This window comes from Ruegeria sp. ABM4_193 (genome assembly GCF_056158705.1).
This window is the reverse complement of record NZ_JBSWTT010000001.1, coordinates 1,770,697-1,797,451: the sequence shown is the minus strand read 5'-3', so window position 1 is coordinate 1,797,451 and position 26,755 is coordinate 1,770,697. Positions and strand designations below refer to the sequence as shown.

General features: G+C 56.5%; 23 protein-coding genes. 8 read left to right on the top strand and 15 right to left on the bottom strand.

Annotated elements, in window-relative coordinates; all coding sequences use genetic code 11:
- The first annotated feature begins 32 nt into the window (after positions 1 to 32).
- The 3 genes from ACXADZ_RS09050 (at position 33) to ACXADZ_RS09040 (ending at position 3,548) form a co-directional block, all read left to right on the top strand.
- Positions 33 to 1,247, top strand: coding sequence for a hypothetical protein (locus ACXADZ_RS09050; protein ID WP_475195311.1), 1,215 nt, complete (start codon positions 33 to 35; stop codon positions 1,245 to 1,247).
- Positions 1,244 to 2,593, top strand: a complete 1,350-nt coding sequence (locus tag ACXADZ_RS09045) for a cytochrome P450 (RefSeq protein WP_475195304.1) — start codon at positions 1,244 to 1,246, stop codon at positions 2,591 to 2,593. Before ACXADZ_RS09050 ends, ACXADZ_RS09045 begins: the two co-directional genes overlap by 4 nt.
- Before the next feature lie 73 nt (positions 2,594 to 2,666).
- The gene (locus tag ACXADZ_RS09040; RefSeq protein ID WP_475195297.1) at positions 2,667 to 3,548 is read left to right on the top strand and encodes a fructose bisphosphate aldolase; all 882 of its coding nucleotides are present in this window, start codon (positions 2,667 to 2,669) and stop codon (positions 3,546 to 3,548) included.
- A gap of 160 nt (positions 3,549 to 3,708) precedes the next feature.
- On the opposite strand, the gene ACXADZ_RS09035 is transcribed toward ACXADZ_RS09040, so the two are convergent.
- Positions 3,709 to 4,056 (bottom strand): hypothetical protein, encoded by a 348-nt coding sequence (locus ACXADZ_RS09035; RefSeq protein WP_171089874.1) that lies wholly within the window; start codon positions 4,054 to 4,056, stop codon positions 3,709 to 3,711.
- Positions 4,057 to 4,453: 397 nt separating this feature from the next.
- Here ACXADZ_RS09035 and ACXADZ_RS09030 point away from each other — a divergent pair, with 397 nt between their 5' ends.
- From ACXADZ_RS09030 to ACXADZ_RS09020, 3 genes are all read left to right on the top strand, one after another.
- Positions 4,454 to 5,422 carry a TAXI family TRAP transporter solute-binding subunit gene (locus ACXADZ_RS09030; protein WP_171089876.1) on the top strand — a complete coding sequence of 323 codons (969 nt, stop codon included), beginning with the start codon at positions 4,454 to 4,456 and terminating at the stop codon, positions 5,420 to 5,422.
- 98 nt (positions 5,423 to 5,520) lie between these two features.
- Entirely contained in the window at positions 5,521 to 8,130 is a 2,610-nt protein-coding gene (locus ACXADZ_RS09025) for a TRAP transporter permease (RefSeq protein WP_475195285.1), read from the top strand.
- Positions 8,127 to 8,558 carry a universal stress protein gene (locus tag ACXADZ_RS09020; protein ID WP_475195281.1) on the top strand — a complete coding sequence of 144 codons (432 nt, stop codon included), beginning with the start codon at positions 8,127 to 8,129 and terminating at the stop codon, positions 8,556 to 8,558. Before ACXADZ_RS09025 ends, ACXADZ_RS09020 begins: the two co-directional genes overlap by 4 nt.
- Before the next feature lie 14 nt (positions 8,559 to 8,572).
- Here ACXADZ_RS09020 and ACXADZ_RS09015 read toward each other — a convergent pair whose 3' ends face one another.
- The 3 genes from ACXADZ_RS09015 to ACXADZ_RS09005 are packed head-to-tail and all read right to left on the bottom strand — an operon-like array spanning position 8,573 to position 12,661.
- Positions 8,573 to 9,613, bottom strand: a complete 1,041-nt coding sequence (locus ACXADZ_RS09015) for a lipocalin-like domain-containing protein (RefSeq protein WP_475195278.1) — start codon at positions 9,611 to 9,613, stop codon at positions 8,573 to 8,575.
- A complete protein-coding gene (locus ACXADZ_RS09010) occupies positions 9,603 to 12,017 on the bottom strand; it encodes an FtsX-like permease family protein (RefSeq protein WP_475195272.1) in 2,415 nt (804 codons plus the stop codon). The genes ACXADZ_RS09015 and ACXADZ_RS09010 overlap by 11 nt, the downstream gene beginning before the upstream one ends.
- Positions 12,017 to 12,661, bottom strand: coding sequence for an ABC transporter ATP-binding protein (locus tag ACXADZ_RS09005; RefSeq protein WP_475195265.1), 645 nt, complete (start codon positions 12,659 to 12,661; stop codon positions 12,017 to 12,019). Before ACXADZ_RS09005 ends, ACXADZ_RS09010 begins: the two co-directional genes overlap by 1 nt.
- Before the next feature lie 176 nt (positions 12,662 to 12,837).
- Here ACXADZ_RS09005 and ACXADZ_RS09000 point away from each other — a divergent pair, with 176 nt between their 5' ends.
- The gene (locus ACXADZ_RS09000) at positions 12,838 to 13,272 is read left to right on the top strand and encodes an ion channel (protein ID WP_475195260.1); all 435 of its coding nucleotides are present in this window, start codon (positions 12,838 to 12,840) and stop codon (positions 13,270 to 13,272) included.
- Here ACXADZ_RS09000 and cls read toward each other — a convergent pair.
- From cls to ACXADZ_RS08985, 3 genes are all read right to left on the bottom strand, one after another.
- Positions 13,269 to 14,681, bottom strand: coding sequence for a cardiolipin synthase (cls, locus tag ACXADZ_RS08995; protein ID WP_475195256.1), 1,413 nt, complete (start codon positions 14,679 to 14,681; stop codon positions 13,269 to 13,271). The two genes, ACXADZ_RS09000 and cls, sit on opposite strands and share 4 nt — an antisense overlap.
- Before the next feature lie 22 nt (positions 14,682 to 14,703).
- Positions 14,704 to 15,678, bottom strand: coding sequence for an HAD family hydrolase (locus ACXADZ_RS08990; protein ID WP_475195252.1), 975 nt, complete (start codon positions 15,676 to 15,678; stop codon positions 14,704 to 14,706).
- Positions 15,679 to 15,751: 73 nt separating this feature from the next.
- Entirely contained in the window at positions 15,752 to 17,362 is a 1,611-nt protein-coding gene (locus ACXADZ_RS08985) for an arylsulfatase (RefSeq protein WP_171183079.1), read from the bottom strand.
- A gap of 199 nt (positions 17,363 to 17,561) precedes the next feature.
- Between ACXADZ_RS08985 and ACXADZ_RS08980 the strand changes: the two genes are divergently transcribed.
- Entirely contained in the window at positions 17,562 to 18,242 is a 681-nt protein-coding gene (locus ACXADZ_RS08980) for a Crp/Fnr family transcriptional regulator (protein WP_171089897.1), read from the top strand.
- Between the two features lie 2 nt (positions 18,243 to 18,244).
- Here the strand turns inward: ACXADZ_RS08980 and ACXADZ_RS08975 are convergent, their stop codons facing one another.
- From ACXADZ_RS08975 to ACXADZ_RS08940, 8 genes are all read right to left on the bottom strand, one after another.
- Positions 18,245 to 19,468 (bottom strand): hypothetical protein, encoded by a 1,224-nt coding sequence (locus ACXADZ_RS08975; protein ID WP_475195244.1) that lies wholly within the window; start codon positions 19,466 to 19,468, stop codon positions 18,245 to 18,247.
- Positions 19,465 to 20,886, bottom strand: coding sequence for a VWA domain-containing protein (locus ACXADZ_RS08970; RefSeq protein WP_475195241.1), 1,422 nt, complete (start codon positions 20,884 to 20,886; stop codon positions 19,465 to 19,467). The genes ACXADZ_RS08975 and ACXADZ_RS08970 overlap by 4 nt, the downstream gene beginning before the upstream one ends.
- An 80-nt stretch (positions 20,887 to 20,966) precedes the next feature.
- A complete protein-coding gene (locus tag ACXADZ_RS08965) occupies positions 20,967 to 21,950 on the bottom strand; it encodes a vWA domain-containing protein (protein ID WP_475195239.1) in 984 nt (327 codons plus the stop codon).
- Positions 21,950 to 22,423 (bottom strand): DUF4381 domain-containing protein, encoded by a 474-nt coding sequence (locus ACXADZ_RS08960; RefSeq protein WP_475195236.1) that lies wholly within the window; start codon positions 22,421 to 22,423, stop codon positions 21,950 to 21,952. Before ACXADZ_RS08960 ends, ACXADZ_RS08965 begins: the two co-directional genes overlap by 1 nt.
- Positions 22,420 to 23,367 (bottom strand): DUF58 domain-containing protein, encoded by a 948-nt coding sequence (locus tag ACXADZ_RS08955; RefSeq protein WP_475195234.1) that lies wholly within the window; start codon positions 23,365 to 23,367, stop codon positions 22,420 to 22,422. Before ACXADZ_RS08955 ends, ACXADZ_RS08960 begins: the two co-directional genes overlap by 4 nt.
- A gap of 17 nt (positions 23,368 to 23,384) precedes the next feature.
- Positions 23,385 to 24,362: an AAA family ATPase gene (locus tag ACXADZ_RS08950; RefSeq protein ID WP_475195231.1), complete on the bottom strand. Its 978-nt coding sequence runs from the start codon at positions 24,360 to 24,362 to the stop codon at positions 23,385 to 23,387.
- Between the two features lie 116 nt (positions 24,363 to 24,478).
- Complete coding sequence (locus ACXADZ_RS08945; protein ID WP_475195227.1) at positions 24,479 to 25,591, bottom strand: acetoin utilization protein AcuC; 1,113 nt, start codon at positions 25,589 to 25,591, stop codon at positions 24,479 to 24,481.
- A 3-nt stretch (positions 25,592 to 25,594) separates the two neighbouring features.
- Positions 25,595 to 26,680 carry an AI-2E family transporter gene (locus tag ACXADZ_RS08940; RefSeq protein ID WP_475195226.1) on the bottom strand — a complete coding sequence of 362 codons (1,086 nt, stop codon included), beginning with the start codon at positions 26,678 to 26,680 and terminating at the stop codon, positions 25,595 to 25,597.
- Positions 26,681 to 26,755 lie beyond the last annotated feature (75 nt).

The following is a 26,755-nucleotide window of genomic DNA, read 5'->3' as shown; positions in this document are numbered from 1 at the left end:
CTGCGTTAACCTGCACGGCAGAAGGTAAGGGCATGAGCAGTCAGACAAATCAGCCTCAGGTGCGCAAACGTCGGGTGTTTTACATTCCCGGTTATGATCCGTTTCCGCCCAGACGATACCGGGAGCTGTATCGGTCTGAGTCACAGGCCCAGGCTGAGATTTCCGGCTATGAGATTTCCGTGTCAGCCAAGCCGCGAGCTGACGTCTTTGGCTGGCGTGTCACATCGTTTCAGGATGGTGAACGGGTGCACACGGATGTCGATGTGCTGGTCTGGTCGGATATCGTGCGGGACAGCATGACGGGATCGATCCTGTCCACCTATCTGCAACTGGCGCGAACCGCTTGGACCTACATCTCAACGGGTACTCTACGTCGGTTGATGGGGCTGAGAAAAGGGCCGGTGATTGCTGCACTCTATCCGGTTGGCATGTTGCTTTTACAATTGCTGGTCGCGCTGCTGTTTGCGTGGGCGACGGCGAAACTGCTAGTCCCAATGGTTGGGCTGTGGGCTTTGGTTCCGGCGGGTATTCTGGCTTATGCGGTGTTACGTTGGTTTCGCACAATCGACAACCGGCTGTTTGCCTATTACCTGATGCATGACTACGCATATTCCGCGCAGTTAAAGGGGGAAACTCCGCGGCAGTTGCAGTCGCGATTGGACACATTCCAAGACCTGATCAAAGACGCTTTGACTGAAGAGGTGGACGAGGTTTTGGTGATCGGTCACAGCTCGGGCGCTCATCTGGGTGTGTCGGTGCTGGCCGATCTGATCCGTGATAGTGATGTGTCTGACCAAGGACCGGTTTTGTCGTTTCTGACTTTGGGGCAGGTGGTTCCCATGGTTTCCTTCCTGCCAAACGCACACCGTCTACGCGCGGATTTGCAGTTTCTATCCAAGCAACCCACTGTGGCATGGGTCGATTTTACCGCCCCCGGCGATGGCTGCGCCTTTGCGCTATGCGACCCGGTTGCGGTCAGCGGTGTGGGCAGCCCTGATAAGAAGTGGCCTCTGGTTTTGTCGGCAGCGTTTACTCAAACACTGTCACCTGAGCGCTGGAAGGCTGATCGTTGGCGGTTCTTCAAACTGCATTTTCAGTATCTCTGCGCCTTTGACCGTCCGGGTGCATACGATTATTTTCGGATCACCGCGGGCCCCCAAACCTTGGCTGCACGATTTGCCGGGCGGGCGCCTTCACCGTCACGTATTGATCAGCCCGTTTCAAAATACACTACGGTTCACGCATGATCCCGCCAAAACCGACCCCACGCCCAGACAAAGTTTCGCTGTGGCAGTATCTGAGACTGTTTCGGAAAGACCTGCTTTCGGCACAGCCCCAACGGCTCTATCGCGCGTGGATGGCGGAATTTCGAACGCCGTTCTTTAGATCTTACATGATCAATCAGCCGGAACTGGTTGATCTGGTTTTGAAAAAGAGGCCCGAAGATTTCCCGAAATCCAACCGGATCAGCGAAGGTTTGCGGCCGCTTTTGGGTGAGTCTGTATTTCTGACAAACGGTGAGGCATGGAAGCGACAACGTCGTATCATTGATCCAGCGTTCGAAGGCGGGCGGTTGAAAGACACGTTTCCGGCGATGCGAGACGCGTCACAAGCCTGCGCGGATCGGCTGTGCTCCAGTGTTGGAATGGAGATTGAAGTTGAAGAAATCACCAGCCATGTCGCCGCAGATGTCATTTTCAGAACACTGTTTTCGGTGCCTATCGAAAATGAAATCGCAGCCGAAGTGTTCCAAAAATTCCGCGCCTATCAAAGGCGGCAACCGCTTTTGAACCTTGCAGCCTTTTTGCCCCTGCCTCGTTGGGTTCCTCGTCTACATGCCGGCGACACGCGGCGGAATGCGCGTGATATCAGGCGTTTGATCCAGAAACTTACAGCGGTTCGCGCTGCGGCCATTGCTGATGGGACGGCACCAAACGATCTGGCCACAAAAATCATGACAACACCCGATCCCGCCACTGGGAAGTGTTTTGAAACCGACGAGATGATTGATCAGGTCGCGATCTTCTTTCTGGCGGGCCATGAAACCAGCGCTTCAGCCCTGGCCTGGACGCTTTATCTGCTGGCCCTGTACCCTGACTGGCAAGAGAAGGTCGCGGAAGAGGCGCAGGCAAATCCGGACCCGTCCTTTACGACCATGTCCAGGCTGAACGTCGCCCGAGATGTATTTCGCGAGGCGTTGCGACTTTATCCACCGGTGCCAATGATGGTGCGGGAAACGCAATGTCCTGAACGGTTTCGCGATCGAGAGGTTCCGAAGGGTGCACAAATTGTCTTCAGCCCGTGGCACCTGCATCGGCAAGAACGGCTTTGGGACAATCCCGACGGGTTCGATCCCTCGCGCTGGAAGACAGAGAATGGCAAAACATGTCAGCGCAATGCCTACATTCCGTTCTCTGCCGGTCCAAGAGTGTGCACGGGGGCGGGGTTTGCGATGGTTGAGGGGCCCCTGATCCTGTCGATGCTGTTGCGTCAATTCAAATTCGAAACAATCCCCGGAAAAACGCCGGTTCCGGTGGCGCATCTGACCGTTCGGTCAAAGGACGGGATATGGTTGAGGTTGGTTGAGCGCTAACAAACTACCATCGACCATCACCGTGCTGTATGCGAGGAATGAAATCGGAATCATTCTTGAACGGGAAATCATTATGTCCAAAGCAGAACAGCGCGCACAGATGTCCAACGGAGCAGGCTTTATCGCCGCACTGGATCAAAGTGGTGGATCGACCCCCAAGGCGCTGGCGCTGTATGGGGTGGACGCGTCGGATTACGCCTCGGAAGAAGAGATGTTTGGCGAAATCCAGAACATGCGCGCGCGGATCATTCTGGCGGACGACTTCACCAAGGAAAAAGTGATCGGTGCGATCCTGTTCGAACGCACGCTGGGTGAAGAAATCGACGGCCGCAAGGTTGCGGATTACCTATGGTCGGTCAAAGGCATCGTTCCGTTCCTGAAAATCGACAAAGGTCTGGAAGAGACCTCGAATGGCGTCCAGATGATGAAACCGATCCCGGGTCTGGCCGAAACGCTGGCCAAGGCAGAGGGTGTGTTTGGCACCAAGGAACGTTCGGTGATTCATGAAGCCAACGCCGAAGGCATCGCTGCCGTTGTGGCGCAGCAATTTGATGTGGCCCGCGAGGTCGTTGCCGCAGGCATGGTTCCGATCGTCGAGCCCGAAGTTAACATCAACTCGGAAACCAAGGCCGAGGCGGAAGACATCCTGAAGGCTGAAATCCTCAAAAACCTGGATCAGTTGGCCGAGGGGCAGGACATCATGCTGAAACTGACGATCCCCAGCACGGCAAACCTTTATGATGAAGTGGCTGATCACCCGCGCGTGGTGCGCGTGGTTGCCTTGTCAGGTGGGTATTCGACCGAGCAGGCGTGTGATTTGCTGGGCCAGAACGGCAAGATGATCGCGTCGTTTTCGCGTGCGCTGACCGAAGGTCTGTCGAAACAGCAATCTGATGCCGAGTTCAATGCCGCCCTGGGCAGCAACATTGAAAAGATCTTTAAAGCTTCTGCTTAAGCCGCTGATAAAACAAAAGAAGCGGCGTGCCTACGCCGCTTCTTTTTTCTGACCGCTCGGCTTAAATCCGGTATTCGATTTCAAGATTCCGCAAAGCTGAGCGTTCAGTTTTAACGCCGAAATAGCGCCATTTGGCGGAAGCTATCCCGTGTCGGGCTCCTCAGGATACCGGACACGTGCCCCGGTCAAATTTTTGAACCGCGCCTTTGACCATCATGTCGTATTTCAAGCTGTCATAGTTCACGACAAACGTGACGACCTGTCCGTCCTGCATCAGCAAAAACGTCATTGATTCTCCGACAGGATAAATTGCGGCTTCGCCTTCAAGGTCGCCTGTGGAAAGATGGCCTTTGTCCGAACCGCCTGACCGTTTCAAAGTTACGTTGCTGCCGTCCACATCTGATACACATTCAACTGAAAAATCATCTTGTTTCAGAGCGTTATTTGCCAAAACAGGGGTTGCTGCCGCAGCCGCAACCGCGAGCACGCAGAGGTATTTCTTTGCCATTTTGAAGTCCAAAGTTGGGGGTTTTCTGTTCGCTGGGTCCGGCAATATGGGCAATCATTACATCCGAACCTGACGAGCAGGTGCCTTCCATTTGCGCCAGGAATGAGGCGTATGTTTGAACTTTAAGTGTCGTTGGAAATACCGGGTCAGCGCGCATTGCGCTGATGGGGAAACTTCGCAATTCAAGCTCATATATGCGGTTTGAGGCGGTCAGACCGGGCGGCGGCCTTGACAATCAGCGTCTCTGAATGAAACCTCACAAGGGTTGGGAGAAATTGGAAAATTCAAAGAGTTGTACCTGTTGCGGGACGGGCCGGATTGTATTATCGGCACGCTTCCCTGAGCAGGCCGACCCATTTGGGTTCCAACTGCCAGATAAAAAATTGGGAGTTAAAACATGAAAAACAGCAGCAAACTGAGCCTTGGCGCGTTTGTGACGGCGGCCATGATGGCACCAGCCGCGTATGCGGAAGAGTTCATCACAATCGGCACCGGTGGCGTAACCGGCGTGTATTACCCGACCGGCGGTGCGATCTGCCGTCTGGTGAACAAAGGCCGCAAGGAACATGGCGTGCGCTGCTCGGTCGAATCGACCGGTGGTTCGGTCTACAACATCAACACCATTCGCGAAGGCGAACTGGAGTTTGGTGTGGCACAGTCCGACTGGCAGTACCATGCCTATAACGGCACCTCGAAGTTCGAAGAGGCTGGCCCGTTCGAAAACCTGCGTGCGGTCTTCTCGGTTCACCCCGAGCCGTTCACCGTTGTGGCCCGCGCCGATTCCGGCATCACCAATTTTGAGGACCTGAAAGGCAAGCGCGTCAACATCGGCAACCCCGGTTCCGGTCAGCGCGGCACCATGGAGGTTCTGCTGGGTGAAATGGGCTGGACCACGGGCGATTTCGAACTGGCGACCGAACTGAAGGCGGCTGAACAGTCGGCTGCACTGTGCGACAACCAGATCGATGCGATGGTTTACACCGTCGGTCACCCTTCGGGTTCGATTCAGGAAGCCACCACCGCATGTGACTCGGTTCTGGTGAATGTCAGCGGCGAAGCCGTGGACAAACTGGTCAACGACAACTCGTTCTACCGCACCGCAACCATTCCCGGTGGCATGTACCGTGGATCTGATGGCGACACGTCGACCTTTGGTGTGGGCGCAACTTTTGTGACGTCGGCGGACGTATCGGAAGATGCGGTCTATGCGGTTGTAAGCTCGGTCTTCGAGAACTTCGATGACTTCAAAAAGCTGCACCCTGCATTTGCCAACCTGAAGCCCGAAGAGATGATCGCTGACGGCCTGTCGGCACCGCTGCATCCGGGTGCTGAAAAGTACTACAAAGAAAAAGGCTGGATTCAGTAAGCCAGTCCTGACGCAGGGTGCCTTCGGGCGCCCTGCACACAACCCGTGTCAAACGGGGTTCCAAAAGGCCGAAAAAGGCCGTGACGGGGAGAGATTTTATGAGTTCCGACACACAATCCAATCGTCCGCTATCTGAAGAAGAGCTTCAGGATCTGGTTGCGTCTTCCGACGCCGGCGGGCGAAACCCGGTCGGCAACGTCGGGATTTTTCTGGCCATCGTGGCTGCAATCTGGTCGATTTTTCAGGTTGTTCTGGCCTCGCCAATCTCGAACTATGTCCTTCCCGGCAGCGTTGTGAACAACTCACGCCAGTTCCATCTGGCTTTTGCGATGTTTCTGGCCTTTGCTGCTTATCCGGCGCTGAAATCCAGCCCTCGGAACTACATCCCGGTTCAGGACTGGATCATGGGTCTTCTGGGCGCGTTTGTCGCGCTTTATGGGTATTTCTTCTACGACAAGATCGTCAATGCGGGTGGGCTTGCCGATGACACGGACAAGTGGATCGCGTTGGGTGGTCTGCTGCTGTTGTTCGAGGCCGCGCGCCGCGCGCTTGGCCCGGCCATGGCGATCATCGCGACGATCTTTTTGGCCTATGTTTTCTTTGGTTCATCCGAGTGGGTGCCCGAAGTAATCCGTTGGAAAGGCGCGAGCCTGAAAAAGGCCATGAGCCATATGTGGATCACGTCAGAAGGTGTGTTTGGCATCGCTCTTGGCGTTTCCACGAAATTCGTCTTCCTGTTCGTTCTGTTCGGAGCCTTGTTGGATAAGGCCGGGGCAGGGAACTATTTCATCAAAATGGCCTTCGGGGCGCTTGGGCACCTGCGTGGCGGTCCTGCGAAGGCTGCCGTTGTGGGCTCTGCCGCGACCGGCCTGATCTCGGGTTCATCGATTGCCAATGTTGTAACCACCGGCACCTTCACCATTCCGTTGATGAAGCGCGTAGGCTTTTCCAGCGAACAAGCTGGCTCGGTCGAGGTTGCGTCTTCGGTAAATGGCCAGATCATGCCACCGGTTATGGGCGCTGCGGCCTTCCTGATGGTGGAATATGTAGGCATCTCGTATGTCGAGGTCATCACCCACGCCTTCTTGCCTGCTGCGATTTCCTACATCGCGCTGGTCTATATCGTCCATCTTGAAGCGGTTAAGCGGAACATGCCGACCCTTGGCGACCGGGATGTGCATTTGGCGCGGACCGTTGTTGGAATGTTGTCTTTCTTCGTGGTATTTGCCGGTCTGTGCTATAGCTCGCAATTCCCGGTGGATGCGGTGACAAATTGGGCACCTTCGGCGGCTGGATTGATCCTTAGCCTGGTCGTTTGCGCCATCTATGTCGTGTTGCTTTATCTGGCCGCTCAGGTGGCGGATCTTGAGCCCGACGATCCAAACGCCAAAGAGGTCACGCTGCCGGTCATTGCGGACATCTACAAGGCAGGTCTGCACTATCTGTTGCCGATTATCGTGCTTGTCTACTTTCTGATGATCGAACAAAAATCTCCCGGTTTGTCGGCCTTCTGGGCAACCGCGTTGTTGTTCGTGATCCTGCTGACGCAAAAACCGCTCAAGGCGATCTTCCGCGGCGAAAGCGATGTGTACAACCGCTTTATCGACGGTGTAGCCGACCTGTGGCAGGGCCTGATCGACGGAGCGCGGAACATGATCGGGATCGCTTTGGCCACGGCCACGGCGGGCGTGATCGTGGGTACGGTGACGCTGACCGGTGTAGGGCAGGTGATGGCCGATCTGGTCGAGTTCCTTTCGGGTGGCAACCTAATCCTGATGCTGATCATGGTCGGTATCCTCAGCCTGATCCTGGGTATGGGCCTGCCGACCACGGCGAACTATATCGTTGTCAGCTCGCTGATGGCAGGCGTTGTGGTCGAACTGGGCGCGCAAAGCGGCTTGATCGTGCCGCTGATTGCTGTCCACCTGTTTGTCTTCTACTTCGGCATCATGGCGGATGTGACACCGCCTGTGGGTCTGGCTAGCTTCGCGGCCGCTGCTGTCTCGGGTGGGGACGCGATCAAAACCGGCTTCACGGCGTTCTTCTACAGCCTGCGCACTGTGGCGTTGCCGTTTGTGTTCATCTTCAACACCGACCTGTTGTTGATTGATGTGACATGGGTCGAAGGCATAATCGTCGCCATATTCGCCACCATAGCCATTCTGGTCTTTACTGCCGGTACAATGGGGTATTTCCTGACCCACAGTCGGATCTATGAAAGCATCGCGCTGATCTTTGTGGCCTTTGCCTTGTTCAGGCCGGACTTCTTCATGGACCGCATTTCGCCTCCGTTCCAGACGGTTGAACCTGCTGCGTTCGAAGAGACAATCGGTCAGGTTCCACCCGGAACAGAGATGCGGCTTGTGGTGTCCGGGCCAGACTTCGACACGCTTGAAATGACCGATACAACTGTTGTGGCCACGGTGGGTTCGGAAGACGGCGGCGCAGCGCGGGTCGAGGCGCTTGGGCTGGTCCTGATCCCTGAAGACGGCGTTGTTAAACTGGACGAACCGTTCCCAGGAACACCGCTTTCGGGCGATCTGGATATCTTCGATTATTACGGGGATGAGGCCGTAAGCCTGACCTCGGTCAGCCTGCCGTCCAGTCAGCCGCCCAAGCAGTTGGTCTATATCCCTGCGATGGTTCTTCTTGGCCTCATCGCACTTTTGCAACGCGGCCGGGCCGCCAGACGAGAGGTGCTTGCATGACACGTTCAGTTCTATGCGCCATTGATATCAGCAATGGTGAGATTGATGTGCCGGTTCTGCAAAAGGCGGCCGCTCTGGCGGATTTGGAAGGAGCGCAGCTGGATGTTGTGACCGTGCTGCCGGATTTTGGTGAAAGTTGGGTGTCGGGGTTCTTTGAGCCCGACTTCCACGACAAGGCTTTTGAAGAGGCGCAGGCCACTCTGACATCGCTGTGCGTCAAAGCACTGGGGTCAGAGAGAAATGAAACTATCCGCCATGTTGTGGCGACAGGAACGGCCTATCAGGAAATCCTGAAAACTGCTGAAGGCGCCGGGTCCGATTTGATCGTAATCGGTGCGCATAAGCCGGATTTCAAGGATTACCTGTTGGGTCCCAACGCATCACGTGTTGTGCGACATTCTTCGGTTTCTGTTTACGTCGTGCGCTGAACAGGCTTCAGGGGTCAATACCCTGTCATCTCAAGGTATCCGATGCCTTTATGGCTTCCGGTTACGGTGACAGGGCCTTCCCAATACTCAAAGCGGGTTCCCATCCATGCTTCGGGTGTGATGGCCGAAACGTCAATTTCGACACCCCGATCCGGTAAGGCAACGCGCCAATGTGTTGGAACCTCGCGCCCTGCGACTTGGTCCGTGGCCAGCGGCGTCATTTGGACGGTTCCGTTAGGGATAGCCTCGGCACTGCCGTCGGCATTGATCCAAGTGGCCGAGGTGAAGTCGCCGCGCCCCCCACGCAACCGAAAAGCCATCATCTTGTCGCCGCCCTCGAAGCTGAGGGAAAACCAATCCCATCCACTTTGATCCGCAGCAAGCGGCTGCGACGACCATTCACGGTCCAACCAACCCTGGCCTGTGACGTGCACATCGCCGTCTGGCAGTCGAAGAACACCTTCAACCGCGTAAAAAGGCTGCGAGTAATAATAGCTAGCCTGACCATCCGCAGATTTGACCGAATACCCTGCATCGCCGTGAAACACCAATGGTCCCTGAGCGGTCAGCGAAAGATCATAGCTGAAATCCTCTCCGTTGGCCGTCAAGGTCAGGGTGTCGAAATCAGGACCAGCCATGCGCCATTCGTCGATCCAAGCCTCAAAGGGTTCAGCGGTTACGCCCGCCTGACCAACCCCGCCACGCGAAAGACGCTCAGCAAAGTAATGCGTGTCAGGCGTTGTTGTCGCCGCGTGACCCATCCAGATTTGCGGGCTTTGCCAACCGGCGGTTTCAAAGGGCTTCAGAGCAGATCGGAACAGGGTCCATTGAACACCATAGTCGCGCCCATCTTCACCCTTGAGGTTGGCCGTCAGATACCACCATTCGATCCGGTAAGCCGGATGGGGGCCATGATCCTTGGGGAAATCGAACGCATACCCTTCTTCGGGAACATCAAAGCCCTCGGCTGATCCGCCCAAACCTGCATAGCCCTGTGCCCAAAGCGGCAGTGGACAAGTGATGAGCAAGTAGAGCAACAGGGTTTTAACGTTCATTGGCGAACACTCTCAGCAAGTCGGCAGGGGGCAGGCGCAGCATCCGAAACGCGGGCAGGGCTGCTGCGATTATGGCCGCCAGAAGCGTCAACAAAAACAGCCACAGCCAGTCCCATAGGAAGACGAACATGGGAAGCCGCCAACCGAAGGCCTGTACGTTGATCACTGCCAGCAGAACCCATGCCAGGATCAGTCCCAGCGGCAACGCAAGGACTGCCGTCAGTGCAGCCAGCAACACGCTTCGCAAGAGCTCCAGCCGTGCCAGTTGCACCCGGTTCAGCCCCAGCGCCCAAACAGGGGCGATTTGCGGCAGGCGTTGTGTCCACAGCGTCAACAGGCTGGTCAGGATGGCGAATCCCGCCACGCCAAGGGTCAGAACGTTCAGCGCCGATGTCACAACAAAGGTCTTCTCAAAGATCGCCAGTGATTGCGCCTTCATGGCCGCTTGCTGAACCACAGACAGCGGCGGCAGGTCAAATTGGGCGCGCAGGGTTTGTGCCATTGCAGTCGCGTCTTCCGGTGGCATGCGGATACCAAACCTCCGCATCTCGGCCCCCGGTGCGATACGATCCAGTTGCGCCATTGAAACGATGGCTTGACCCGTTGGATTGCCATAGTCGGAATAGACCCCTGCGATCGGCAAAACGTGATCCGGGGCAAGTTGTAGCTGGGCACCGGGCCATAAAGACGCGCGTCGCGCCAGTTGTTCGTTGATAAGCACGGCGTCTCCGGCCATCACATCATCCCAAACGGTGGCGGTTGAGGCAATCAACGGCCAGTACTGCCGGTACACGGGATCATCCACCACGCCGTACAGGAACAAGGGGCCGGTTTCATGGGGCAGTTCCACGCTACGGATCGGCAAAATGGCATCGACCTGGGGGCGCAGCCAGTTGCTCATCTCGCGTGCCTGATCTTCATCACGCGCAGTCACGTACAACTCGGCCGTCAGCCGTTGATCCAGCCAGCCGACAAAGGTTAACCTGAAGCTGGAAACCATTGTTCCCACGCCAATATTTGCCGCCAAGGCCAGTAACAGAGCCATCAGGGCCAAAGACAGGCCAGGCAATTGCGCCCGTAGGTCCGCCCAGACCCATTGCGCAACAGGACCGCGCGCCGTACGTGCCAGTACAGACAGAGCTATGGCCAGAAGCGATGGCAACAACAAGGCCGCACCTGTCAGCAATCCGGCCAATAAGGTGAAACCTGCAACAAGCCCTCCAATGCTGATATAGGCCAGCGATCCTCCGACAATCAGGATCAGACCGATTGCTCCGGCGATGTGGCGCGCGCGGGAATTGCTCTGCCACGCCTGCACGCCCGGTCCTTCGAGCAAAGGCATGTTGGACAAGCGCCACAATGCGTGACCGCTGGCCAGCAGGGTTCCGAATACTGCCATAGCGATTCCAGCGACAACCCACTGAGGTTGCAGCGTCAGTTGTCCGGTCACAGGCGCGCCATAGAGCCCACGCAAAGTTGCGGCGACATCAGGCAGCAACGCTCCGGCCAGAAAGAAGCCCAACAGCAATCCAAGACTGCCTCCGATCAGGGCCAACAGGGTTAATTCGGTCAGTACCAGCCAAACAAGCCGACGCATGGACACGCCTAAAGCACGCAAGGTGCGGATCATGCCGCGTCGCTGGGCAAAGGCCAGACCAACGGTGCCATTGACGATGAACAGCCCGACGGCAAAGGACAGCAGTCCAAACGCCGACAAGTTCAAATGAAAGCTGTCGGTCAATTGCGCGGTATCGACTTGCGCTGAGGGGCTGATGCGGTCCAGTTCAGGTGCGACCTGATTGAGAGGGGGCAGGTCGCGCGGTTGGTTCGGCAGCACGACAAGCCGCGAGATGACGCCTGTTTGGTTCAACAATCCCTCGGCCACGCCGATGTCGGTCAGAATGACGTCCGAAGGCAGGACTGAGGTGGTCAGAATGGGGGGCAGGTTGTCTTGATCTCGCAGCAGCGCCTCTAGCTCGGGTGATACAAGAACACGGCCCGGAGAAGTCAACATGTCCACAGGCTCGGGCGGTGCTGCGCTCTGTTCTGCTTCAGTCACGGCAGGCAGGGCCGGGTAGGCAACCATATCCACGCCCATCAGGCGCAAGGTTCGCCCGCCGATACGGTATGGGCCTTCCAGAACGGCTGCAACCTGCCAGCCAGCACGGCGCAGGTCGACATAACGAGAGACTGAAATCGGTCCCGACGGGTCACGTAGCTCGTCAAATTGGCCGATGGCCAATTGAGCGTTGGCCCGCGCATAGCTTGCACGCGCTTCGGCGTTGATGGCTTGTACAGCCGACCACAAACCGGTGGCCAAAGCGATGCCGATCAGCAAGGTCGCTAACTGCAACCGATGCACCCGCCAATGGGACATCAGGGCCTGAATGACGGACCATGTCATTAAATCCGCCCGCCGCTGAGCGTGACTTGACGGTCCAGTCGCGCGGCGATTTGTTGGGAATGGGTCACCAGAAGCAGTGCCGCTTTGGTATCAGCGACAAGAGATAACATCAGGTCCAGTACGGTTGCGCTGGCGGTTTCGTCCAGATTGCCGGTCGGTTCATCAGCCAGCAGCAGCTTGGGACGCGCTGCCATGGCGCGCCCAATGGCAACCCTTTGTTGCTGACCGCCCGACAGGTTCTCGGGGTAACGGTCCTGCAAGTCTGACAGGCCCAGCCGTTCCGCCAAATGGCTGTTCCAAGCGGTATCTTCGACACCGGCAAGACGCGCGTGAAAGGACAGGTTTTGAGCAACCGTCAGGGACGGGATCAAATTGAATTGTTGAAACACCAACGACACATGATTCCGGCGCAGTGCTGCCCGTCCTGCATCATCCAGCGTGGACAGACGTGTATCCCCCAATATGATCTCGCCCCCGTCAAAGCTGTCCAGGGCTGCGGCAAGGTTCAGCAGGGTGCTTTTGCCGCTGCCGCTTTCACCGGTCAGGGCCAAAGTTTGCCCTTGATTCAGAACCAGAGATACATCGCGCAGCACCGGGCGCCCGCCGGGATAGGATTTCTGCACCTTGTCTATGGTCAACACCATGGCTCGCCCCGCTTTTGTTCCGCAAGATGTGCAACAGTTTTAACTCATGTCCAGTCCAGACCAACCATCGGAGCGTTTCGCCGCAGGTGCAAAAGGCGTCTGGTGGTCTTGTGCGCAACCGCAGCACAGTCCATTCTGTGAAGACGCGTTTCCGTTGCAAATCAGGATGACATTGCATGACCTTGTTGCACCAGATCATGTGGGGCAGTACTTTTTTGGGCCTTTGCTTTTTGGTCGAGATTATTTTGTTGACCTGGTGCACTCTGGTCCTTCTCAAGCTCGAACCGAAGTTGACGGTGCAAAGCAACTTTATGGCTGTTGCCATTCCGATTGCAGTGGCCTTGGTCTTCATTGTTGCGACACACACAATACAGGTCTGGCTGTGGGCCATTGTCTGGGTGTTGCTGGATGTACTTCCGACGTGGAACTCGGCCGTCTATTTCTCGCTCGTGACGTTTACGACACTGGGTTATGGCGACATCGTTTTGGGTGAGGCGCTGCGCATCTTTGGGTCTTTTGCTTCGGTTGCGGGTCTTTTGACCTTTGGCTTGTCCACCGCCTATATGGTGGCGCTGATGACACGCGTTTTAAACGACAGGTTCTTTTCCTAAAGGATCGGAGCGAACAACCGCGCCAGAGGAGCACCAAAACGAATATGCGCCGGCTGCTGTGCGAGGGTGCGCGTCATCTCGTAACTGTTTTCGAAATCTGCTTGCAGCATCTCGGCGACCCGGTTTGCAGCTTGGGTATCGAAAAACAGCGCCATAGCCTCGAAATTCAGCCGGAATGAGCGATTGTCCAGATTGGTTGTGCCAACCGCCGCCAGCGCATCGTCGACGACAAAGGCCTTTTGATGCATGAAACCGTCGGTATAGCGAAAGATACGCGCGCCGCAGTCGCGGGCCTCGTCAAAATAGGCAAATGCGGCCAGCCAGGGCAGGCGGTGGTCGATCATGTCAGGCACCAGAATGCGAACGTCCACGCCGCGCATTGCCGCGTGTTGCAGAGCAGTCATTACGTCGATATCCGGTACAAAATAAGGCGAAGCAATCCAGAGCCTTTCCTTAGCTGCAGCGATGGCGGCAAAGAACATCATTGCACCGGTTTCCGTTTCGTCACCGGGGCCGGTGGCAACCAACAAAGCGTTCATGTCTTGCTCGGCTTCGGAGCCCGCCCAATCCAACTCGTCGATCAGATCTTCGTCCCGGGCCCAGTGCCAATCTTCGGTGAAAATCAACTGCAATTGGCGCACGATATGGCCGGTCATCTTCAGATGCGTGTCGCGCCAATGACCGAAATGCTTGTCCTGCCCCAGATATTCCACGCCAACGTTGTGACCGCCAATGAACCCGGTTTCCCCATCGATGACAACGGTTTTGCGGTGGTTTCGATAGTTGAGTTGAAATCGGAAATTGGGGCCGCGCTGATCCTTCGGATTAGCCACGTCAATCCCGGCCTCCTGAAGTGCCTCAAGATAATCCGAGGGGAGGCCGTAACTGCCCACCGCGTCGGCCATGAAACGGACGCGTACGCCGCGCTTGGCCGCAGCAATCAGCTTTTCCTGCAGCTGCAGGCCCAACGCGTCAGCGCGCACGATGTAGAATTGTATCAGGATATAGCTTTTGGCCGCATCGATGGCGTCGAAGATTGCGTCAAATGTGGCTTGCCCATCGATCAGTAGCTTGGCCCCGTTCCCGCGTGAGACCGGCAAATGCGCCAAAACTTCGAACGGACGCGGGTTAATCGACATGCGCGCGGGATCGGGTTTCGAAAAGTCGGCGAAGGTTTTGATGCCCTCGACAACGCGTTCGCTTTCCTGACGTGCGATGCGGTATCCGCGGAAGCGATGGTGGCCCAGAAACAGGTAGGCGGGCACTGCGATAAAAGGGGCCGAGACCAAAAACACAACCCAGCCTACGGCGCCTTGAGGGGTCCGCGCAGTTTGCGCCGCGCGAACCACGAACACTGCTGCCGTCGCATAGAGGGCAAAGACGACGGCAGAAACAAGCAATGTCCACATAGGGTTAAGGCTCCGGGGTTTGTCAGTTTGCCCCAGTGTAGACCCGAGTCCAATCCTGCGCCATATCCACAATGACCCAACCCATGTCGGGGCCTTTGTCCAGCCCGTCTGCCAGCTTTCCAATGGCGCTTTCGCGGTCATAGGCCCATTCGCGGTCAGCATCCGTGTGATGAATCAGTACGCCCAATCTGGGACCGTCACCGGCGGTGACCCACTGCATCATCGCAAAATCACCGTCCGAGTTTCCGCCGGCCAGAATCGGGCGCTTGCCGATTGTGCGTTCGATGTTGATGGGTTTGCCTTCTTTGTCATCGATGAACGCGATACCCGGCGCCTTGACGATCGTTGGCGTGCCATCAATCACCTCATAGCTGGTGTTGCCATATGTTCCCAAAATCTGATTGGGCGGAATGCCATAGGCTTCCTCGGCGAACACTCGCATGAAATGCAGACCACCGCCCGAGACTATGTACGTGGTGAACCCTTCATCTCTTAAATAACGCAAAAGCTCGACCATCGGCTGATAGGTCATTTGGTCGTAAGGAAGATCGGTATCGGGATGACGCTCTGTCGCCAACCAATCGGCCACAGCAGCCTGGAACTCTGCAACGCTGTCACCGGAATGCGTGGTGTTCACGACTTCAATCAACGCGTCATGGCCGCCTTGTAACACCGTTGCCAAATCTCCTTTGGCGCCGGCTTCCAGTACGGGTGTTGTCAGGATCGAGGGATCTTGCTCTGCCATTTCTGCAAGGCGGTCCATGGCAAATATGAACTGGAAATAAACGGGCTGTTCCGCCCAAAGCGTTCCATCGTTGTCGAAGACAGCTATTCGGTCCGATGGGGTAACATAGTTGGGACTGTCTTGGCTGGTCACGCCGTCGACAAAGGCCACAATCTGGTCTTTGGCATGACTGTTGGTCCAACTGGGCAGCGGGTCGGCAAGCAGTGATAGCGGGGCGTAGGCAAGAACTGCGCTGAGAACTAAGTGTCGCATGAATTGCTCGTTTAATTTCAAGATAAAAAGGGCCGCCATTGAAGTGGCGGCCCGGTTTGGATTTACACGCGACTTAGTTGTTTGTCGGTGTCGCGAGCTTTTCCATAACCTGATCCAGGTTGAAGCTTGCGGCTTTCTGGCGCGGTGGGAATTCCTCGAAGGTTGCGAGGAAATTGCCCACATATTGCTGTGCCGGTACCAGGAAATACGCGCGATCCAGCAGCCAGTCATAATAGGTGTTGGACGTGCGATAAGCGCGCTCATACGGGTCACGACGCAGGTTCACGATCAGCGGGATGCGCAACTCGGTCCAGGGTTCGATCCATGCGCGCAGCGTTGCCCAAGCTTTCTGCTCAAGGAAGATCAGCTTCCAGTCGTCGTAGCGCAGCGCTGTCAGGTCGCCGTCATCCGAGAAATAGAAGATCTCGGCGCGCGGGCTTTCAGTCGTCTCACCGGTCAACAGGGGCAGGATGTTGTAGCCATCCAGATGCACTTTGTAGTCACGCCCCATGCCGGACGAGCTATAACCTGCTTTCAGCTTTTCCTTGATGTCGGGATCGCCAGCAACCGCCAGATAGGTCGGCAGCCAGTCCATATGGTGCACGATCTCGTTCGTAACCGATCCGGCTTCGATCTGACCGGGCCAACGGACCATTGAAGGAACGCGCCAGCCGCCTTCCCAGTTTGTGTTTTTCTCACCCCAGAACGGTGTGGCCGCGGCATCCGGCCATGTGTTCATGTGCGGGCCGTTATCGGTCGAGTAGTGAACGATGGTATTGTCGGCAATGCCAAGTTCGTCCAACAGATCAAGCAGTTGTCCAACATGCATGTCGTGCTCGATCATGCCGGCTGTGTACTCGTCGGCAACGCCACCAAAGATTTCGTTGGCCTGTTGGCGCATTTCATCTTTGACATGGGTGCGGAAGTGCATGCGCGTTCCGTTCCACCAGACATAGAAGGGTTGTCCCTGTTCATGCGCACGCTTGATGAAGTCGATTGCGGCAGCAACAGTTTCATCATCCACCGTTTCCATGCGCTTGCGGGTCAGCGGACCAGTGTCCTCGATCGTGCCGTCCGCCTTGGACTTGATCACGCCACGCGGACCATACGCTTCACGGAACGTGCGGCCATCGGCCAGAACCTGATCGCCGGGATAGTCTTCGTTTTCCGGCTCTTCTTCCGCATTCAGGTGATACAAGTTCCCGAAAAACTCATCAAAACCATGGTTTGTCGGCAGATGTTCATCTTTGTCGCCAAGGTGGTTCTTACCGAACTGACCGGTAACGTAACCGTGGTCCTTCAGCAGGCCCGCAATTGTTGGATCTTCGACTTGCATACCCAGATCAGCACCGGGCAAACCCACTTTAGACAGACCTGTGCGGAACACCGACTGACCCATGATGTACGACGACCGACCGGCGGTGCAGGACTGCTCGCCGTAATAATCTGTGAAGATCATGCCTTCTTTCGCAACGCGGTCGATGTTCGGCGTCTGGTAGCCCATCAGGCCCATCGTGTAGGCCGAGATGTTGGACTGACCGATATCGTCACCCCAGATAACCAGGATGTTGGGCTTTTGATCCTGCGCCCACGCGGGCAGGGCCAGTGCAACAGCGACCGAAGCTACCGCGACTTTGCGTATCGTGCTGCGCCAACTTTCTGTAATCGAACGAGGTGGTGACATAGTTTGCTCCTGAACTGACCGGGTCTTAATGACCCGTTGAAGTAAAAGTAATTGAAGGCGATCATTTTTCTATCAGATCGGCCAACAAGGTATTGATTCCCGAAAGGAAAAATTCGCATTACGTCGAGAATCGAATAGCCTTACCTTAGGCTATGACAATGTCTTGGAACCTATCATATGATGAGATTGAAGAATACTAATGTTTGATAATCCGCGTGATAGAAAGCGATTGTTGGGCCGTGGCTGGTTTGGTGCGCGTGGGGCGCGGTTTCAGGCGGACCTGCTGGCCTGCGGGACAGAAAAAAACTTCAAGGCGGACGAAGCGCTTTACCTGTACGGGGATTTGGCCAATGGGGTTTATGCGGTCCTGGATGGCGCGGTTCAGATCACGGCTCCTGCTGACGACGGTCAGGAATTCGTAGTGCACAGGCAAGGTGGTGGGTTCTGGATCGGTGATCTGGCCCTGTTTGCCGACGCCAACAGGCTGGTGAGCGTCGTTGCCACTCAAACCACGCGAACGCTGTTTTTCCCGTCGTCGCGGTTGGACAGGCTGGTCGACGATAATCCCGACTACATCCGTGATTTTTACGCCTTGTCGCATGAAAACATGCAAACTGCTTTGCGTATTATGGCCAATCTTGCCGTGACAGGAACGGAAAAGCGTCTTGTTCTGCGTCTGTTGCACTTGGACGAGGGGACCGCGAAATCCGATGGGTGGATCGTGATATCCCAGGATGAACTGGCAGCAATGGTGGCCGTTTCCCAACCGACGTTACATCGCAACTTGCATCGTCTCGCGGATTTGGGGCTGATCGAGCTTGGGTATGGGCGTGTGCGCCTGAAGGACCGACGGCAGTTGATTGCCTCATGTCAGTGCTGAGCTCAGGGGTTGAGCGGCGGCAACGGGTTCGCTGGCGATTGCGCGGATTGCTTCAGTGACGCGAGCGCCGACAACGCCGCGGCCCAATCCTCGGTCTTGGTGTCGGGGTGCGCCGAGTATCTGGCGGCTCCAATCTGGGCGAGGTGTTGGTCCAAACTGGTGGTTTGACTGGCCATGCCGCTGCGGGACTTCCACATTTCCAAAGCTGTGTAAGCCGCTGCAATATCATGATCTTGCAGTGAATTCTTGAGTTCACCCAACGCAAAGTCGGGCGAAGCCAGGAACGCATCCCGCCGAAGCTGGCGCAATCGGTCGACACGCGGGCGCAGGAAACGGATGGTAAGCCATAAGAACAACGCAAAGGCGGCCAACCAAACTGCGAACCTTAGTATGATTTCTGTGTCTGGCGGTTGCCATTGCGGTCGGGCCAGTGTCAAGTCGACCGGGGCAATGTCGATGGTTTCGACCTGGTTGCTCTCCAGATTGTACCAGCGAATCGAGATCGGAGGCAGCTGCGTCTGGCCGCCGTCCTGCGCAAGGTAGACGACCTCGTCCACACGCTGCCCGGACAGAACGCCCCGGTCCTCATTTTCAGTAAAGCGTGGCTCTTTAGGATAGGCTCGCAGCAGCGGGTCCGGGTTGCCGGGGATCAATTCGGGCACCAGAAACGGCGTTGTTCCAGAGATTTTGGCGGTCAGGCGGCGCGTGATTGATCCACCATTCTCCATATTTGGGTCCCCGTCGATCTGCTGATCTACCGTAAGACCGGTTGCGATGATAAGCGGATCCAGGTCGCGTGCGCCCTCTGGGACCACGGCGTTCAGGGTCAAGTCCGGCAAGGGCACGCTGACCTGAACCGGCGCATTTGTTTCGGGGTCGGCAAAGGTGACTACGACGTCCTGCGCACCAAACGCAATTTCTCCGGCGCTCAGGGGATAGAGGCGATAACTGCGTTGAACGCCGGACCAGGTTTCACCTTCGACGGTTTCACTCACTGGTCCCGAAGCACGTTCCGGAAGGCGCACCAACAGGTTCTCTTGCTCAAGCGACGGGAACACCGGAGGCGAGGGCATGAATGTTGGCACTAGCACCTTGATGCGCACAATTGCGGGTTGCCCAACGATGACGGGTTCCGTAGGTGTTTCGGCGGTCACCTGTGGCTGGACGCCGGTCTGGGCGAACAGTTCAGTCGGTATTAGAAGCATAAGAAGGGCGAGGTATCTCATTGCTTCTGCTCCTGATTTTCTAACAGGAACCGGTTGCGAAGAAAGTCCTGCATGTTGGTATCAATCGTGCTGATCCATTGATCAGCGGACATGGCCTGCGATCCGTCTTTCGGAGCCTGAATTGTCGTCTGTTCACCACGTCCTGCGTCGTTGTCAAAGACCGTGTCATCAGCCCCGATCCCGGCTTCTTCACCTGTATCAGACTGTTCGCGCGTAGTTTCAACATAGTCGAGGATCGCTTTCGAGACCTCGAGGTTATGCTGAGCTTCTGGCCAACCCGGCCGGCGTTCCAATGCGGCTTCAAAGGACGCGATGGCCGGACGATACTCGCGGTTTCGTATGCGCGCCATACCTTCGGAAAACGCGGCTTCGGGCGTATCCAGCTCGGCAAAGATCGCAGCAGCTTCAGGGTATTGCCCGGCCTTTAGGCGTGCATAGCCTTCCTGATACGGGTCCTGAAACAACTCGGCTGCTTCTGCATAGCGCTTTTGGTTCATCGCGATTTGGCCCTGTTGGTCCGGGGTCAAGAACCAATCCCGCCAGCCATCGGCATAAGCCGGGCCAGACGGGGACCAAATGCAAAAGGTGAGCAGTATCAACCGGATCACCCAACCTCTGCGAAACCAAAGCAATGACAGAAAGGCGGCTGGCCAGGCCAGCAACCATCCTTTGTCTTGCCAGTCTAGGCGGTCATCATCATCCAGTGCGGCTCTGTAAGCCGATTGAATTTGACGTTGTAAGCGGTTGATATCCCGATCATCGCTTGAGAACGGAACCACAGTTGTCCCTTTCAAGCCGTCGAGTTGCGTGATGCTTTGACCATTTGGCAGCATTGTCAGAAAGAACACTGGCACGGTGGCGGTCTCGAAATCCGACAGTTGCGAGGGGTCGAGGTCGTCCAACACGAACAGGACAGCGCCGGGCGTTTCGCTACCGTTCAGGATCGTCTCGGCCAGCGTCAGCGCATTCGCGGCTGCATCCCCCTGTTTTGGCATAACTGCGGGGTTGAGGCCCTCTAGCAGCGGGCGCAGGATATTGGCGTCTTCGGTCAAAGGTGCGACGCGATGCGGGGTGCCGGCATATGCGATCAAGGCAGTTCGGGCACCCACGCGCGCATTGATCAGATCGGTGACTTTGAACTTGGCGCGATCCAGACGAGACGGGGCCAAGTCGGGTTCTTCCATGCTGTCGGTCACCTTCAGGGCGATCACCAACGGAGCGGTGTCCGCAACCAGCGGGTTGGGTGCCCGTGACCATGTTGGCCCCGCAGCAGCCAGTGTGACCAGAATCGCCGCAATCATCGCGACGTCAATTGGATAGAGGCGTCTCGCATTGTCAGCTCCCAACTCAAGCGCAGCAGCAAGGTGCGGTGCAATCCCGGACATCTCTTGAGCACGGGGTCTAGGCTTGGGACGCATCAGCCACCACAGAGCAGCAATCGGTATGAGGAGCAGGAGCCAAACCGCTCGAATAAAATGGAAATCTTCTAAAACGCCAGTCATGCAGCACCTTTGCGCTGTCGGGCGACGTGCTGGACAGACAATGTCATCAGCATCAACACAACGACCAATCCAAGTGGATAATGCGCAAGGCTTTCTCGTGGTCGATAGCTTTGCGTTTCCACAATTCTTGGGTTGAGCTCATCAATGCGGGCGTATGTTTCGGCCAGCGCATCCTGATCATTGGCAAAGAAATACGCTCCACCTGTTCTGTCTGCGATATCCTTTAGCGCATCCAGGTCGACGCGATCCTCGCCCGACGCGTCTGGGTCGCCAACGCCGACCGTATAGATGACAACGCCCTTTTCCGCTGCAATAGCCGCCGCATTGACCGGTGTCATGCGGCTAGAGGTGTCAGCGCCGTCGCTCAGGACGATCATCAGACGTTGGTCAACCTCGCTGGATTCAAACGTGCGGATACCCAGTCCTATGGCATCCCCAAGAGCCGTGTTTGGTCCGGCCATGCCGACCTGAGTTTGGTCCAGAAACCCATTCAAACTATTGAGGTCTTCGGTAAACGGGGCTTGCACAAAGGCGCGGGTGCCAAAGATGATCAAGGCCATCCGGTCGCCTTGTCGCTCCGCAATAAACTGGCGCAATACGTCCTTGACCGCAGCAAGGCGTTGAGTTGGCGCGCCGTCTGACGAGGTGAAATCCCTCTGGTCCATTGAACCCGATATGTCCAAAGCCAGAACCACGTCTCGAGCTGACTTTTCAACAACGACCGGTTCCCCCAACTTTTCAGGCCGGGCCATCGCAACAATCAGAAGGCACCAGATCACAATGACGGTTCCCGTCTGAAAGGCCGCACGGCGCGGGATGACGGACCCTGATCGGGGCTCGACACCAGCGGCCTTTGCAACATGCCGGAAGAAAGGAATGCGGATCGAGCTGCTTTTCTCGCGGTGAGGCGGGGCAAGCCAGTACACCAAAGCGGGAAGCGGCAGCAGGACGAAAACCCAAGGCGCGGCAAAGGAAAACATTACGTATTCCTTTCGCGTTTGTGGGACCTGATCCATTGCTGTGCTAGCTTCGTCAGTTCGGGACTGGCGGGCACGGTGGTGTAGGGCGCCGCCGTAAGAACGCGAGCCTCTACATCAGAAAAATGCGTATGGTCAGAAGTTTGCGTCAGAAATCTGACCCACTCGTCTCCATGAAGGGAAGCAACCCGACTACGTGGAAAGGCAACAAGTGCTGTGCGGCGCATGATCTCGGCGATCTTCGCGGGATTGTCTTTTGCCACCGCCAGTTCAGTCAGCGCCTCGCGCCGATAGGCATTCATCCGTCGATGGCGAAAATACGCATGAAAACCAAAAGCGATCAGCCCTGCAACAAGAGCGGCAAGAGCGAGCCATCCCCAAGTTTGCGGCACCACGGAAACCGGGTCCGGTGCAGGAGCGGGCTCAAGCATGTCCAGCAGATCGACCAGTGTTTTGCCTTCGACGTCTACACTCATCTACGGCCTCCGGCATGGCCAAATAGCCTCAGCAGTTGGTCGAGGGTTGGTTCCGCCGTCGTCAATGGCACGATGGGGAAGCCATAGCGGCGTGACCAAGTTTTCAACTGAGTCAGCCGATCTTCCATCGCATGACGGATACGGTCCGACAAACCTGTGTCCGCGCTGTTCAATTCGATCTGGTTGTCTCCGTCCGAAACAGTCAGCCTGAGGTTGGGAACCAATTCGCGAGAGCTTGGGTCTGAAATATTGAATAAAATTAAATCATTAGAAGCGGCAAGTTCACGCACCAAAATCTCGGAACTGTCGTCCAACCCGTCGAAATCCGAAAAGACGCAAATCAGTGTGTTGGTATGCGCAATGCGGGCGGCCTGTTTCAGCACGGCGTTCAAAGTCACGGTCGCATCGTCGCGCTGCGAGGCGCGCAAACTACTGTTCAGCGCGCCCAGTGATGACAAAAACCGCGTTAGCGCGGCAGGTCGCCGTTGCGGGCGATGTTCCGCCAGATCAGTGTCGCCAAAGACGAGCCCTCCGACCCGGTCGCCTTGGCCCAACACTCTGTGGGCGGAAATCGCCGCAGCCTCGGCCGCGATCACGGACTTCATATACACTTGTGTGCCAAAAAACATCGAAACGCGCTGGTCGACCAGCAAAAGGGCCGGGCGGTCGCGTTCTTCGGTATAAACCCTAACGTGCGGCTTTCCTGTGCGAGCCGTGACTTTCCAATCGATGGTGCGAATGTCATCGCCGGGCAGATAGTTGCGCAGCTCTTCAAAGTTCAAACCGCGCCCGCGCAAGCGCGAAGCGTGCCGTCCGTTGAGGATAGAACGGGCGGGTTGACGCGGCAAAAGGCTGATCGCGCGCGACTTTGGCCCCAACCGTAGCAGGTGGTCCGAATCCACATGGATGCGCGGGTCGTCGGGATATGCGGCGGTCTGGGACACGCGGCGTTCCTTAGCTATCAGGGCAGCGCAACAAGCTGCAGGATTTCCGATATCACATCATCGGCGGATTTCGCGCTGCCTTGCGCCTCGAAGCTTAGGGTGATGCGATGTCGGAATACGTCATGGGCGATGGCGCGTACGTCGGCTGGGTCTACATAATCACGCTGGTTCATCCAGGCATGGGCGCGTCCGCATTTGTCCAGTGCCAGCGAAGCGCGCGGGCTAGCACCAATGTCTATCCAACTGGCCAATTCCTCGCTCAGCGCACCGGGGGTCCGTGTGGCTTGCACCAGATCGGCCATGTAACGGTCCATCGCATCAGAAACGTAAATCTGCCCGATCTCGGCGCGCGCAGCAAATACGGCGTCCTGAGGGATCGTCGGCGGCGCATCCTTGGCCCCGCCTTGGCCTGCGGCAATCTCTTCTCTGCGTACTAGTCGGATTACTTCAACTTCGTCTTCGACCGGGGGGTAAGTGATTTGGACATGCATCAGGAACCGGTCCATCTGCGCCTCCGGCAAGGGGTAGGTACCCTCTTGTTCGATCGGGTTCTGCGTTGCCATCACGATGAACAACGGTTCCATTTTATGTGTGGTACCTGAGACGGTTACCTGCCGCTCTTCCATTGCCTCAAGCAGCGCTGCCTGAACCTTGGCGGGTGCGCGGTTGATCTCGTCCGCAAGAACGATATTGGCAAAGATCGGGCCAGGCTCGAACTGGAAGGTTCCGCCTTCTTCAGTTTGCTGAAAGACCTCGGTGCCAGTGACGTCCGAGGGCAAAAGGTCGGGCGTGAACTGGATGCGGTTGAAACTTGCGTCCAGATTGCGGGCCATCGCCTTTACCGCGCGGGTTTTGGCCAAACCGGGCAGTCCTTCGATCAGCAAATTGCCGTTGGCCAACATCCCGATCAACAAGCGGTCGATTACGTCTGTTTGTCCGATGATGGATTGCCCCATGCGGGCCTTGAGATCATTTATCTGATTAAGTGCATTCATTTAGCGGGTCCAATCGGCGTCCACATTCGGCGTTAGCAACGTGGTTGTTCAAAAAAAGGCTGAGAGCAGAAAATCTGTCGTGACGCCCGTATGTTAGCAATGTTCATTCAGACGATCTACCACGAAATCCGCGCGGCTAATCGGCGCAAGTCCTGTTTCAGTTCATCTTGGATCGGCCCGAAATTAGGAATGTCCCGCAGCGTGTCCAACCAGTGCGAGGGTGGGTTCCGGCCTGCCGACCGGTTCCAGGTCAACGCACGTAGAATTGCTTGGGTGTCTATGTCTAGCCTATCGGGAATATCGAACTCGTTCAGAGTGGCCCACACTCCGGTCCACAAACGCCCGACGGACCACGGATTGTAGCCGCCGCCGCCCAGAACCAGAAATCGCGGCGCGAGTTCTTTTAGCGCGGCGACCGCTTTCCAGTGCGAAGAGTTGGACAAGGTCAAACGAGACAGGGGATCTTCGGCCACTGCATCTGCACCGCATTGCAGGACAACAGCCTGTGGCGAAAAGGCCTGAGTCGCGGGCAGGATCAACTGGTCGAGGATTGCTGCAAACTCATCATCATTCAGATTTCTGGCCACTGGCAAATTGAACGCAGCATCACCAGCATCGTCCTCAAGGCGTCCGGTAAATGGCCAGCGTCGGGTTTCATGGACCGAGATTATGCGAACCTTGTCCGAGCCTTGGAACGCGCCCTCGACCCCGTCGCAGTGATGCGCGTCGATATCCACATAGACGATCCGGTTCAAACCCATTTGCAGCAGCGTCTGGATAGCCAGAACAGGGTCATTTAAATAACAAAACCCATTGGCGCGATCGGGCAGACCGTGATGTGTGCCACCGGCAGGGTTGTAGACGATGCCTCCGTCGCGGATCAGTTCAGCACCCAACATGGAACCTCCGGCTGCTGTGGCGGGGCGGCGGTACATCTCGGGGAAGACGGGATTGGACAAGGTGCCAAGCGCATAGGTTGAGCGGACATCGTCAGAAACAGACTGCTCAGTCTCGGCCGTTTGCAGTGCGTCTATATAGTCGGGTGTATGAAACCGGTGCAGAGCACTGGGTTTCGCGCATGGGCTGACACGATAGTTGCTCGCATCCAACCAATTCAGCGCGGAGCACAAGTCAATTACGGTGGAAACACGCGGAATGGCCAAAGGGTGTTTTGAGCCATAGGTGGAATGGCGGTAGATTTCTGATCCTATGAAGATGGGGCTGTTCACAGGCTAGTTGGCCTTTGCTGGTGGCGTGTCATCGCCGAGACGACCGTCAAGCGACATCAGGATCGCCACAGGGCGCAGTGCGGGTATGTGGCTGAAGATGATCAGAATGCAGACGGTCAGGGGCACGCTAAGGAACGCTCCGATCAGCCCCCAGACGGTGGTCCAGAAGGTCAGCGCCAGGATCACCAGAAACGTGGACATATTCAGCGATCTGCCCAACATGGCAGGGTCTAGAAAGTTGCCGATCATGAACTGGATCGTGCCGCAACCCAGTACGATGATCAGGAACGGTCCGATCGTTTCGAACTGCACCAAAGCGATCATCGCCGGGAAGATCACGGCGATGATCGAGCCGATCGATGGGATGAAATTCAGTGCAAAAGTCAGCACGGCCCATGTCTCTGCATATTCCAGTCCAAGCACCTTGAAGACGCTATAGCTGATACCCGCTGTGACAAGGCTGATAAATGTTTTGACGCCGACATAGCGCTGCAGGCTATAGGTGATGGCGTCCAGAATGGCTGTGAATTCGGCCCCGGTCTCAGGGCTGCCAGCGGCCAGCCGGATTTTTTTGCGAAAGGCCAGGCGTTCGGCCATCAGGAAGGCGACATACAGGCTGATCAGAAAGAACTGGTTCAACAGCGATGTCGCACTGCTAAGCAGCACGCGGGCGACATAGGACATATCTATGCTGACCAGATTGTCACGGATGAAAGTTGTGACATCATTCCCAACAAGCCCCGTGACGCGGTGCACGGCACCGTCGAACTGGTTCTCATAGGTGCTGATGGAGCGGGCGAACTGCGTAGCCTGACTGCCCAGAATGTACATGATCATGAACAAACCGGCCAATACCACCGTGACAGCGGCGATGTTGGCCAGCCAGATGGGAACGCGTGTCAGGGCAATCACACGATCACTGAGGGCGATGATCAGAACGTTGATCAATAGCGCCATCGTCAGTGGGATCAAAAAGGCTGACCCGGCGTAGAGGCCCAGCACGATCAGCGTAGCAACGATGGTCGTGTCACGCACGACCGACAGTTTCAACTGTGGGCCGCTTGTGTTCTGATCAGGTTCCAAAGTCATCGCTCAGCCCGCCTGTGATACCGCGTGGTACGTTAAACCGATAGGTGGTCGGTCTGAAAGACGATCCTGCATGGC

What these genes read in the sequence shown, in the direction of transcription:
- ACXADZ_RS09045 (WP_475195304.1), top strand. Translation starts at nt 1,244, where the DNA reads ATGATCCCGCCAAAACCGACCCCACGCCCAGACAAAGTTTCGCTGTGG.
- ACXADZ_RS09005 (WP_475195265.1), bottom strand. Translation starts at nt 12,661, where the DNA reads ATGGTGTTGACCATAGACAAGGTGCAGAAATCCTATCCCGGCGGGCGC.
- ACXADZ_RS09020 (WP_475195281.1), top strand. Translation starts at nt 8,127, where the DNA reads ATGACACGTTCAGTTCTATGCGCCATTGATATCAGCAATGGTGAGATT.
- ACXADZ_RS08960 (WP_475195236.1), bottom strand. Translation starts at nt 22,423, where the DNA reads ATGAGTGTAGACGTCGAAGGCAAAACACTGGTCGATCTGCTGGACATG.
- ACXADZ_RS08950 (WP_475195231.1), bottom strand. Translation starts at nt 24,362, where the DNA reads ATGAATGCACTTAATCAGATAAATGATCTCAAGGCCCGCATGGGGCAA.
- ACXADZ_RS08970 (WP_475195241.1), bottom strand. Translation starts at nt 20,886, where the DNA reads ATGCGTCCCAAGCCTAGACCCCGTGCTCAAGAGATGTCCGGGATTGCA.
- ACXADZ_RS08990 (WP_475195252.1), bottom strand. Translation starts at nt 15,678, where the DNA reads ATGCGACACTTAGTTCTCAGCGCAGTTCTTGCCTACGCCCCGCTATCA.
- ACXADZ_RS08975 (WP_475195244.1), bottom strand. Translation starts at nt 19,468, where the DNA reads ATGAGATACCTCGCCCTTCTTATGCTTCTAATACCGACTGAACTGTTC.
- ACXADZ_RS08940 (WP_475195226.1), bottom strand. Translation starts at nt 26,680, where the DNA reads ATGACTTTGGAACCTGATCAGAACACAAGCGGCCCACAGTTGAAACTG.
- ACXADZ_RS09010 (WP_475195272.1), bottom strand. Translation starts at nt 12,017, where the DNA reads ATGACATGGTCCGTCATTCAGGCCCTGATGTCCCATTGGCGGGTGCAT.
- cls (WP_475195256.1), bottom strand. Translation starts at nt 14,681, where the DNA reads ATGTGGACATTGCTTGTTTCTGCCGTCGTCTTTGCCCTCTATGCGACG.
- ACXADZ_RS09025 (WP_475195285.1), top strand. Translation starts at nt 5,521, where the DNA reads ATGAGTTCCGACACACAATCCAATCGTCCGCTATCTGAAGAAGAGCTT.
- ACXADZ_RS09050 (WP_475195311.1), top strand. Translation starts at nt 33, where the DNA reads ATGAGCAGTCAGACAAATCAGCCTCAGGTGCGCAAACGTCGGGTGTTT.
- ACXADZ_RS08985 (WP_171183079.1), bottom strand. Translation starts at nt 17,362, where the DNA reads ATGTCACCACCTCGTTCGATTACAGAAAGTTGGCGCAGCACGATACGC.
- ACXADZ_RS09040 (WP_475195297.1), top strand. Translation starts at nt 2,667, where the DNA reads ATGTCCAAAGCAGAACAGCGCGCACAGATGTCCAACGGAGCAGGCTTT.
- ACXADZ_RS08965 (WP_475195239.1), bottom strand. Translation starts at nt 21,950, where the DNA reads ATGTTTTCCTTTGCCGCGCCTTGGGTTTTCGTCCTGCTGCCGCTTCCC.
- ACXADZ_RS09000 (WP_475195260.1), top strand. Translation starts at nt 12,838, where the DNA reads ATGACCTTGTTGCACCAGATCATGTGGGGCAGTACTTTTTTGGGCCTT.
- ACXADZ_RS09030 (WP_171089876.1), top strand. Translation starts at nt 4,454, where the DNA reads ATGAAAAACAGCAGCAAACTGAGCCTTGGCGCGTTTGTGACGGCGGCC.
- ACXADZ_RS08980 (WP_171089897.1), top strand. Translation starts at nt 17,562, where the DNA reads ATGTTTGATAATCCGCGTGATAGAAAGCGATTGTTGGGCCGTGGCTGG.
- ACXADZ_RS09035 (WP_171089874.1), bottom strand. Translation starts at nt 4,056, where the DNA reads ATGGCAAAGAAATACCTCTGCGTGCTCGCGGTTGCGGCTGCGGCAGCA.
- ACXADZ_RS09015 (WP_475195278.1), bottom strand. Translation starts at nt 9,613, where the DNA reads ATGAACGTTAAAACCCTGTTGCTCTACTTGCTCATCACTTGTCCACTG.